The sequence below is a fragment of the Rhizobium sp. PDO1-076 genome (assembly GCF_000247475.1).
In the GTDB taxonomy this organism is placed as follows: domain Bacteria; phylum Pseudomonadota; class Alphaproteobacteria; order Rhizobiales; family Rhizobiaceae; genus Allorhizobium.
The window spans coordinates 1-9,069 of the sequence record NZ_AHZC01000062.1 but is presented as its reverse complement, the minus strand read 5'-3'; the positions used below and the strand labels follow the sequence as shown (position 1 = coordinate 9,069).

Annotated in this window: 9 protein-coding genes; 5 read left to right on the top strand and 4 right to left on the bottom strand. The window is 65.0% G+C overall.

Annotation, left to right across the window (positions count from 1 at the left end; all coding sequences use genetic code 11):
* Positions 1–107: 107 nt before the first annotated feature.
* A complete protein-coding gene (locus PDO_RS05305) occupies positions 108–1,751 on the bottom strand; it encodes an alkaline phosphatase family protein (RefSeq protein WP_141649821.1) in 1,644 nt (547 codons plus the stop codon).
* Between the two features lie 56 nt (positions 1,752–1,807).
* On the opposite strand from PDO_RS05305, the gene PDO_RS05300 reads away from it, so the two are divergent.
* Positions 1,808–2,731, top strand: coding sequence for a lysylphosphatidylglycerol synthase transmembrane domain-containing protein (locus PDO_RS05300; protein WP_007598820.1), 924 nt, complete (start codon positions 1,808–1,810; stop codon positions 2,729–2,731).
* Between the two features lie 14 nt (positions 2,732–2,745).
* Here PDO_RS05300 and PDO_RS05295 read toward each other — a convergent pair whose 3' ends face one another.
* From PDO_RS05295 to ribA, 3 genes are read right to left on the bottom strand one after another with little or no spacing between them, the layout of a single operon-like run.
* The gene (locus PDO_RS05295; protein WP_007598818.1) at positions 2,746–3,498 is read right to left on the bottom strand and encodes an FkbM family methyltransferase; all 753 of its coding nucleotides are present in this window, start codon (positions 3,496–3,498) and stop codon (positions 2,746–2,748) included.
* Entirely contained in the window at positions 3,495–4,277 is a 783-nt protein-coding gene (locus PDO_RS05290) for a CDP-alcohol phosphatidyltransferase family protein (RefSeq protein ID WP_007598816.1), read from the bottom strand. The genes PDO_RS05295 and PDO_RS05290 overlap by 4 nt, the downstream gene beginning before the upstream one ends.
* Before the next feature lie 6 nt (positions 4,278–4,283).
* A complete protein-coding gene (ribA, locus tag PDO_RS05285) occupies positions 4,284–5,390 on the bottom strand; it encodes a GTP cyclohydrolase II RibA (RefSeq protein ID WP_007598814.1) in 1,107 nt (368 codons plus the stop codon).
* A gap of 255 nt (positions 5,391–5,645) precedes the next feature.
* Between ribA and PDO_RS05280 the strand changes: the two genes are divergently transcribed.
* The 4 genes from PDO_RS05280 to PDO_RS05265 are packed head-to-tail and all read left to right on the top strand — an operon-like array spanning position 5,646 to position 8,994.
* The gene (locus PDO_RS05280; protein WP_007598812.1) at positions 5,646–6,653 is read left to right on the top strand and encodes a zinc-dependent alcohol dehydrogenase; all 1,008 of its coding nucleotides are present in this window, start codon (positions 5,646–5,648) and stop codon (positions 6,651–6,653) included.
* A 6-nt stretch (positions 6,654–6,659) separates the two neighbouring features.
* Positions 6,660–7,058 (top strand): 6-pyruvoyl trahydropterin synthase family protein, encoded by a 399-nt coding sequence (locus PDO_RS05275; RefSeq protein ID WP_007598810.1) that lies wholly within the window; start codon positions 6,660–6,662, stop codon positions 7,056–7,058.
* Positions 7,055–8,101, top strand: a complete 1,047-nt coding sequence (locus PDO_RS05270; RefSeq protein WP_007598808.1) for a glycosyltransferase family 4 protein — start codon at positions 7,055–7,057, stop codon at positions 8,099–8,101. The genes PDO_RS05275 and PDO_RS05270 overlap by 4 nt, the downstream gene beginning before the upstream one ends.
* On the top strand, positions 8,098–8,994 hold the full coding sequence (locus PDO_RS05265) for a methyltransferase domain-containing protein (RefSeq protein WP_007598807.1): 897 nt from the start codon (positions 8,098–8,100) through the stop codon (positions 8,992–8,994). The genes PDO_RS05270 and PDO_RS05265 overlap by 4 nt, the downstream gene beginning before the upstream one ends.
* Positions 8,995–9,069 lie beyond the last annotated feature (75 nt).

The following is a 9,069-nucleotide window of genomic DNA, read 5'->3' as shown; positions in this document are numbered from 1 at the left end:
ATGCCGGGTTGAACGGGAACCGGAAGAGCGCCTGAGGCGCGGGTTAGCTGGGACGTAAAACGATGTCGGATTACGCAATCCCGAGAGCTTTTTTCGGAACATCCGCCTCAGCGGGTGCTGAAATGGCTTATCAGGCGTTGGCGAATAAGATTCATCGACGGCTCCGCAGCCTGCGAGCTCGGCCGCATGCCGGCATCGAAGCCCTCCGAGATGAAGCGCTCGACAAGTGCCATATCCTTGCTGACGATGTGAATCGGGACAGCGCGCGAATCATCCGTCCCCGTGATGAGCGGGGCGGGTTGATGATCGCCCAGAACCACGAAGACGGCATCCCGGCCGAAGCGGGCGATGTAGTCACCCAGGGTTTCGAGCGTGTAGTCGATGGTCTCGATATATTGTCTGCGGACGCGGTCATGATCGGCCCACACCACCGCCGGCGGGTCACCGCTTTCGGCCTGGCCGTTGAAAGCGCTGCCGTCGCCGACAGCACTCCAATCGATAAGCTTCGGCACGGGCGTCCATGGCGCGTGGCTCGAAATCAGCGCGATCTCGGCCATGACGGCCTTGCCGTCCTTGCGAGCCGGTTCGCGGACCAGGCGCTCGAAGGCCGAAAGCGTGTACTGGTCCGGCATGGTCACCCAGTTGAAGGGCTTGCCGCCATAACCCAGATCCTTCGCGGCGAAAACCGCGTCATATCCGTAGTAGGCAGCCTCCGGCCAATCCATCGTGATGGCGGGCATGATCGCGACGGTCCGCCATCCGGCATCGCGAAACAGCCGGTTGAGGCTTGCCCGGTCGCTTTTCATCAACCGGTCGTAACGCGCCTGGCTGTCGACCCACAGGCCGGAAAGGAGCGTGCCGTGTGCAAGCCAGCTGATGCCGGCGACAGTCGGCGAACGCGTCCACCCGCTCGCGGCAGCAAAACCCGCCGACCGCAGCCGTTGTTCGATGCTGTCGAGGCGTGGCTCGATCATCGCGCCGTAGCGCGGATCCTCGATGGCGCTTCGCCCGTAGGATTCGACGAAAACAACGATCACGTCCCGTCCCCGGATCGCGCCGAAGAGATCGTCGCCGCCGGCATGCCCCGTATCGGACGCCAGTTCGCCTTCGAAGGCCCGTATGTCAGCGACCGAACGGGCCACGAGCGAAAGCCGCTCGGTGAAATAGGACGCCACCCTCAATTCGGCGACATCTTTCAGTCCGGCCTGCGAACCGGCCGCCAGCAGCCCGAGACCAGCGGCGAGAAGGACCGCGAAACCGGCAAGGGCCGCGCGCCGGGTCTTGCCGCCAAGCCGCGTCATCCGGATGCAGGCCCACCCGAAACCGGCTATCAACGCCGCCATCGCCCCCGCGGCAAGACCGATTGCCAGAGCCGCAACGGGAGGATCGACCATTCTGGAAAGAAGGTTCCCGCCGTCGCGCAAGAGCTTCATGTCGAGATAGGGATTGAAGCGGCGCTGGAACACGGTGAGCACGCCGATGTCGGCGAGCTTCAGAAACAGAAGCGAAAAGACGGCGGCCACAGCAAAGACTGCAACGGCCACGGCAGCCGGCCTCGGCAGCAGCAGCAGCGCCAGCGCAATCAGCGGAGCCTCGACCGGCAGGCGAAGAAAGGCATAGGGATGGAAGGCATCCGGACTGTCCGGCATCGTGCACGCAACGACGCCAATTGTGACGAAGACCAAAACCGCAAGGACGGCCTTCCATTCAAAGACATGCATCTGCCCCTCATGCGATCCGTATTGCGTCATCCGGTTCGCCTTTCTATGAACGGGGACATTTTTTCGAACGCTGAAAGGAGACCGCCATGCGCAAGTTGAAGGCATTCGCCATAGGCGCCGGCCTCCTGCTCCTGGCGCTCCTTACCCTTGCCGTCGATCCGGCGGGCGTCATCGAAGCACTCGACAAGGTGTCGCCCGGATACGTGGTCGCCGCGGTGCTGGTGGTCGAGGTGCAGGTCGTGCTGTCGGCGCTGCGCTGGCGCTTCACCGCGGCCCGGCTCGGCCATCAAATTCCCGTGCTCGCGGCGGTCCGCGAATATTATGTCGGCAGCGTTCTCGATCAGATCCTGCCGGGCGGCATCGCCGGCGACGCGGCCCGCGTCTACCGCAGCAGGGACGAGAACCCCGGCGGATGGAAACGGGCGGCGACCGCCGTCGTCCTGGAGCGGCTGTCCGGCCAGTTCGCCTTCTTCCTGCTGACCTGCTTCGGCCTGATAGCGTGGGCCATCCTGCTTCCCGAGAGCCTGCCCATCCGATTGTCGCTGGTGTTTTGGGTGGGGATGGCCCTTCTTGCCATTCTCGGCGCGGCCGCCGCATGGTTCGGCACACGGCTGAGGGCGCGGCTCGGCCAACTGGGTCCCGATTTCGCGGCTGCGTTCTGGAAGGACGGGGCGCTGGCGGTACAGGTTTGCCTCAGCACCCTGATCGTCGGCAGCTATGTCCTGACGTTCCTGCTGGCGTCTCATGCCGTCGGGGCGACACTCTCGCCGATTGCGGCCGTAACCGTCATTCCGTTCTGTCTGCTGACGATGCTGATTCCCGTCGGCATCGGCGGATGGGGAACGCGGGAAGCCGCCGCGGCAGCCCTCTGGCCGCTCTTCGGCTTCACCGGTGCGGAAGGTCTCGCCGCGAGCCTTTTGTACGGCATCTTTTCTCTCGCGGGCGCTGCCGTGCCGGGCCTGCTCGTTCTGGCGGGGCTCCTGCTTCGCGAATTGCGCCACGACACATAGATCCGGGCCGCGCGTCACGGGGTCAACCGGGCATAGACGTCTCCGGACGGACTTTCGGGCGCCAGCGTGGCAAGATCTTTCATCAAGGCGTCCGCGCTCTTCCACTCCGGATCGACAAAGCGGTGCCTCTCGCCGATCACCCTGTTGAAGCGATAGTTGCCAAGGGACTGGAGCCGCTCGATCGCTTCGCAGGCGATCTCCGGCAGGGCCGGAATATATTCGAACGCGACTAGCCCGATCGGTTGGGAGAGGCCCCGCAATATGTCGCTCTCGGCCCCCTCGACATCGATCTTGCAGAACGCCGGAAGCCCGTATTTGTCGATCAGCCGGTCAAGCGTCGTCATCGGCAGCCGGATTTCGCTGTCCCAAACCACTTTCCGAAACCCCTCGACGCGACTGACCCCGTCGATGAAGCGCTCGGATATGGTCGTGACCGTCGGATGGCGGCTCGAAATACGCAGCGTCGCCTCGCCCTCGCTGGCGCCGACCGCTACACGCTCGAAACCCTTCAACCGCCCGGCCAGGCGCTTGGCGAGGATCCGGGCGAAGGCCGGCTGCGGCTCCACCGCCACAACCTCGGCACCGAGCGAAAGCAGCGTCCGGCTGCGGCTGCCGACATGGGCGCCGATGTCGAAGGTGAGATCGCCGGGTGAAATCAGGTCGCGGTAAAAACGCCGAAGCTGCCGCCTGCGCCATGGCTGGCCGTAATAGATCAGCAGCGAGCGGGCAACGCCAATGGCGACGTCAAGACGGGCCGTCGCGCTCATGGGCGCGCTTCCGGCCGACGCAGCAGATAGAGGATGTCGACGGCAAAGGAATAGCAAAGCAGCAGGAGGGCAACGGCCGCGAGCCATGACGAGGCCGGCCGCAAGACGGCCGGGACGAGGAGAAGGCACATCGCCGCGATCTGCACCACGCAGACGAGCTTGCGCCGGAATGACGGGGGCAGCGGTGCCCGCAGGCGTGGCAGAATATACTGTCCCAGCACGAAGCCGTAGCGCATCAGCCCGATGAGCAACACCCAAGGCCCGGCCTTGCCGAGCAGGAAGGCGGCGGCGGAAAGACAAAGGATCAGCAGGGCATCGATCTCCATGTCGAACCGCGCGCCGAGCACGGATTCCTGCCGGTAGCGACGCGCCAGATAACCGTCGACACCGTCCAGTGCGAGGGCGGCGAGGACGAGGAACACGAGCACCCAAAGCGTGGTTTCGGCGCGCTCTGCCGCGCCGGGAAAGAAAACCGCCGCCGCGACCATGCTGACAAGCGCGGCGCGGACCGCCGTGACCGCGTTGGCAGAACCGAAACGCTCGAAGCCGTGATGCCGCAGCCCGCACACGACCGTCGCGAAGATGACGAACAGCAAGACCGCGGCGGCCGCGATCGCCTCACGGCCCAACGGCAGGTGGAAAGCCGCCAGCACATAGGCGACAAGTGCGATGGAAAAGACGCTGCCGAGAACGGCCAGCGCGCTGGCCCTAAGCGCGGGCGGCGGCCGGCTGCCCGCAGACATCAGCTCTTTCGCGAATGACGGCTGCTTCGAATGCATATTCGCCTACTCCGCCGCAAGAAGCGCGTCGATCTCCAGCAAATGGCCGGCACGCGTCTTCTTTGTCTGCAGATAGGCCGCATTTTCGGCCGTCACCGCGCCGTTAAGCGGAATGCGACCATCCACCTCTATGCCGCCGTGGGAAAGGGCGGCAATCTTGGCCGGATTGTTGGTAAAGACGACAACCTTCGCGATGCCGAGCAGGCGCAGCATCGCGATCACCGCCTTATAGCGGCGGTGGTCGCTGCCATAGCCGAGTTCGGCATCGGCGTCGATCGTGTCCAGGCCGAGATGCTGGTATCCGTAGGCCCGCATCTTGGCGCCGATGCCTGTACCGCGCCCCTCCTGGTCGAGATAGAAAAGCACGCCCCCGCCCATCGCCTTCATCGAGGCGAGACCGTTGCGCAACTGGTCGCCGCAATCGCATTTGAGCGAACCGCACAGATCGCCGGTCACGCAGGAGGAGTGGATGCGGATCGGCACGGGCGCGTTAAAATCGGGCTGACCGACCACGATGGCGACCTGGTCCTTCTGCGCCAGTCCGCCGCGGAAGACGACGAATTCCGCATCGCCGAGTTCCCGCAGCGGCACGCGGGTGCGCACGACCAAGTCGAACCTCTGGCGCGCGGCACCGGCGGCCGTTAGAAGGTGTCTGTCGAGTGTGCAGCAGGCTGCGAACCGGTCTTCGAAGCCGTTGATCCCGGCGCAGACCATGGCCGGCAGTAGCAGCGCCAGGCGCGCGAGTTCGGCGGACGCGCCCATCAGCGGGTCGGCCTCGCGCCAGCGAGCCGGTGCCTCTGCCTGAAGCCCGTAGGCCAGGCGCGACACCTGCGCGAAGGAAACCCCGCCGAGCGGGATCGATATATCGCCGCTCGTAGCCGGCAACAGCCGCGCGGCGCGATGCGACGTTACGAAAAGCGAGTGCTTTCCATCAACGGCTGCGGCGAATTGATCGTAGACACGGGGTTGTGCACTGTCGAGCGCTAGTACGGCGAGCCGGTTCGAGCCGTCCCGCAGGATGACCAGACGGCCAAACCGCAATTCGGCTGCTGCGCGTTCCACCTGCATGGTGGGCGAGGCAAATAGAAAACCCGGGTCGTCGGAAAACGTCATTGCAGTCTCCAAAATTTTCCAGCAGAAATCTCTACATCGGGAAGCCCCGCCAGATCATTCAAGCTGCCCGTCTTCTGCGGGATTTTCCGGCGGGCCGCTATGTCAAATGCGGCTCCGCGCACAAAACGACAAGGAGTTTGCACGCGCGCGCAGTCACATAGGGCGACTTCGCACGATCAACTGTGATACCGGAACCAGCCGGTCAGCGAGACAGATGCGGTTGCGGAGATTCTTTTCGCGCCAAGGAGATCACCATTGAACCAGGACACGGAGTCCGCTGAAAGGGCACGCGCCAATACCGCCCGCGCATTGTGGTTTCCGACCGCCGGCACATGCGAAATACGCGATGAGGCCCTTTCGCAGCCTGCCGAGGGCCAGGTGCTCGTGGGCATGCAATTCAGCGGCATCAGCCGCGGGACGGAGGATCTCGTTTTCAAAGGCTGCGTGCCCGCAAGCGAATTCGAGCGCATGCGCAGCCCCCATATGGGCGGGGAATTCCCATTTCCGGTAAAGTACGGATATTCGGCCGTCGGCCGGGTTTTATCGGGCAGCGCATCGCTTTTCGGCAGGGCCGTGTTCTGCCTTCACCCGCATCAGAATTTCTTTACCGTCGACGATGCCGCCGTGATCGCCCTGCCCGACGGATTGCCGCCGGCGCGGGCCGTGCTGGCGGCGAACATGGAGACTGCCCTCAACATCGTCTGGGATGCCGGCATCCTGCCGGGAGACCGGGTGGCAATCTTCGGCGCAGGCGTCGTCGGTGCTCTCGTCGCCTGGCTCGCGTCGCATATCCCCGGGACCGAAGTCCTGCTGATCGACCACAATCCGGAAAGGCGGGCGCTGGCCGCAAGCCTCGGCGTCGACTTTGCCGGCAACGAAGAGGCCGACGGCGAATTCGACGTGCTTGTCAACGCCTCCGGCTCGGCCGAGGCGCTCGCCAGGGCCCTTGACCTGGCCGGGCACGAGGCGCGCCTCGTCGAGGCGAGCTGGCACGGCGACAGGCCCGCCAGCCTGCCGCTCGGCGGCGCCTTTCATGCACGCCGGCTTACCATTGCCAGTTCGCAGGTAGGCTGCATTCCGCCGGCGAGGCGTGCGCGCTGGACCTATGCCCGGCGGTTGCGGAAGGCCCTCGATCTTTTGCGCGACGACCGCCTCGACGCGCTGATCTCCGGCGAAACCCGCTTCCGCGACATCGAGACCGCCTATCCAGCCATCCTCGCCGATGCGCAAACCCTTTGTCATCGTATCAACTATACGGAGTGAAAACCCTTGTTCGTAGTAGAAGTCCGCGATCACATTATGATCGCCCACAGCCTTCCCCGCCCCGTATTCGGCCCCGCCCAGGGCTTGCATGGCGCGACCTTCGTGGTCGATGCCGCCTTCTTTACCCGCGACCTCGACGACGACGGTCTGGCGGTCGACATAGGAGCCGCGACCACCGTACTCGGCGAGACGCTGAAACCGCTCAACTACAAGAATCTCGACGAACTGCCCGCCTTCGCCGGCAAGGTCACTACGACGGAGGTGATCGCGAAATACGTCTTCGACGAACTCGCCCGTGCGGTCGCCGACAAGAGGCTCGGACCGGGCAGCCAGCGGATCTGCCGGCTGAAGGTCATGTTGCACGAGTCCCACGCCGCCCGCGGCTGGTACGAGGCCGACCTTTGAGCGACGGCGTCACATTCGCCTATCCCGGCGACCTTGCCCTGAACACCGGCGGCTATGCCTATGACCGCCACGTAATCGCCGGACTTTGCGAAAACGGCTGGTCGGTGCAACGCCTCCCGCTGGGCGACGGCTTCCCCGCCCCGCCGAAGGACGTGAAGATCGAGGCCGAGCGCATGCTTTCGGAACTGCCGGATGGCGCCCTTGTCCTGGTCGACGGCCTCGCCTTCGGCGTGCTGGACGAATGGGCCGGACGCGAGGCCCGCCGGCTGAACATCGTCGCCCTTGTGCATCATCCGCTCGCGCTCGAGACCGGCCTCGATCTTCGCCAGCGGGGACGGTTCCACCGCTGCGAACGCCAGGCGCTTTCCTTCGCCAGACATGTCATCGTGACCTCACCCACGACAGCCGAAAAACTGGAAGCCCATTACGGCGTGCCTGTGCGCAGGATCACGGTCGCGGTTCCGGGAACCGACCCCGCGGCGGCGGCAAAAACCTCCGACGGCGATCCGGCCCATATCCTCTCCATCGGTAGCCTGATCCCGCGCAAGGGTTACGACGTCCTCATCGCGGCGCTGAAGCAGGTGGAGCATCTGCCATGGCGGGCGACTGTGGTCGGCAGCCATGCACTCGATCCGCTGACGGCCGCGCTCCTGCGGAGCCAGGTCGAGACGCTCGGCCTTACGGCGCGGATTTCGCTTGCCGGCGAATGCGACGATCCGCGTGCGCTCCTGGCGGGTGCCGACATCTTCGCACTCGCCAGCCGCTTCGAAGGTTATGGAATGGCATTCGCGGAAGCGCTTTCGCAGGGCTTGCCGATCGTTGCGTGCCAAACCGGCGCCGTTCCCGATGTCGTGCCGGAGGAGGCAGGAATTCTGGTTCCCGTCGACGATGCCGGCGCCTTCGCCCGGGCCCTCGACGGTCTTTTGACTGATAAGCCTCTTCGTCGCGCCAAAGCGGAAGCAGCAAGACGCGCGGGCGCAAAACTGCCGGGCTGGGCAACGACGGCGGATATCATCTCCACTACATTAAAGGCGCTGCGATGAGCGGATTCGATAAGGACTGGCTGGCGCTGCGCGAGCCGGCCGACCACGCGGCCCGTCACGAGGGACTGGTGGACGCCGTGGCGCGCCATCTCGCCGGCCTGACGGATGCGCGCATTCTCGACATCGGCTGCGGCACGGGTTCGACCTGGCGCAGCCTCGGCGACCGGCTGCCCGCCGGGCTGCACTGGCGGTTGCTCGACCACGACCCGGCCCTGCTTGAAGAAGCCGCGCGCCGGATCGGTGCAAGCGGCCTAGTGGAGCTCCGTCGGCACGATCTGAACGACATCGCCTCCCTTCCCGTGGAAGGCGCCGGCCTCGTCACCGCATCCGCGCTGTTCGATCTGTGTTCGAAGCATTTCTGCGCCATCCTCGTTGATCGACTCGCATCGGCGCGCTGCGGCCTCTATGCGGCGCTGAACTACGACGGCATCATGCGCTGGTCCCTCCCCCATCCGCTCGACGCGCAGATGGTCGACCTGTTCAACGGGCATCAGCGGACCGACAAGGGGTTCGGCCCGGCGCTCGGTCCGGATGCCGCCGCCTGCCTCGCCCGCCAACTGAAGGCCCGCGGCTTCCGCGTCAGGGTTGAAGAAAGCCCATGGCGGATGGATGCCGGTTCGGCGGCCCTGCAGGCCGAGCTGCTGAACGGCATGCGCCGGCCGCTTCTTGAGCAATTCCAGCAAAAGTGCGCAGCGATTTTGCGCCTGAAATTGCGCAAAAACAAAGATGGAGAGCCTTATCGCCATTCAAGGAAAGGCGGAAGGGCTCTGGACGTTTCCGGTCTGCCCGAAGCGGCAGTCGACAGTTGGCTGGAATACCGGCTGGCAGCGATCGGTCAACCCGGCAGTTCATGCATCGTTGGCCACGCCGACCTTTTGGCCCTGCCGGCCTGAGGCGAGCTCCCGCCCGAACTGGCCTAGTGATACGCGTCCCCACTGATGGTGACTCTTGGGCTTCCCAAAGCGCGA

Bases quoted from the DNA above. Each gene is read 5' to 3' on its own strand.
- PDO_RS05305 (WP_141649821.1), bottom strand. From the start codon at position 1,751: ATGACGCAATACGGATCGCATGAGGGGCAGATGCATGTCTTTGAATGG.
- PDO_RS05300 (WP_007598820.1), top strand. From the start codon at position 1,808: ATGCGCAAGTTGAAGGCATTCGCCATAGGCGCCGGCCTCCTGCTCCTG.
- PDO_RS05295 (WP_007598818.1), bottom strand. From the start codon at position 3,498: ATGAGCGCGACGGCCCGTCTTGACGTCGCCATTGGCGTTGCCCGCTCG.
- PDO_RS05290 (WP_007598816.1), bottom strand. From the start codon at position 4,277: ATGCATTCGAAGCAGCCGTCATTCGCGAAAGAGCTGATGTCTGCGGGC.
- ribA (WP_007598814.1), bottom strand. From the start codon at position 5,390: ATGACGTTTTCCGACGACCCGGGTTTTCTATTTGCCTCGCCCACCATG.
- PDO_RS05265 (WP_007598807.1), top strand. From the start codon at position 8,098: ATGAGCGGATTCGATAAGGACTGGCTGGCGCTGCGCGAGCCGGCCGAC.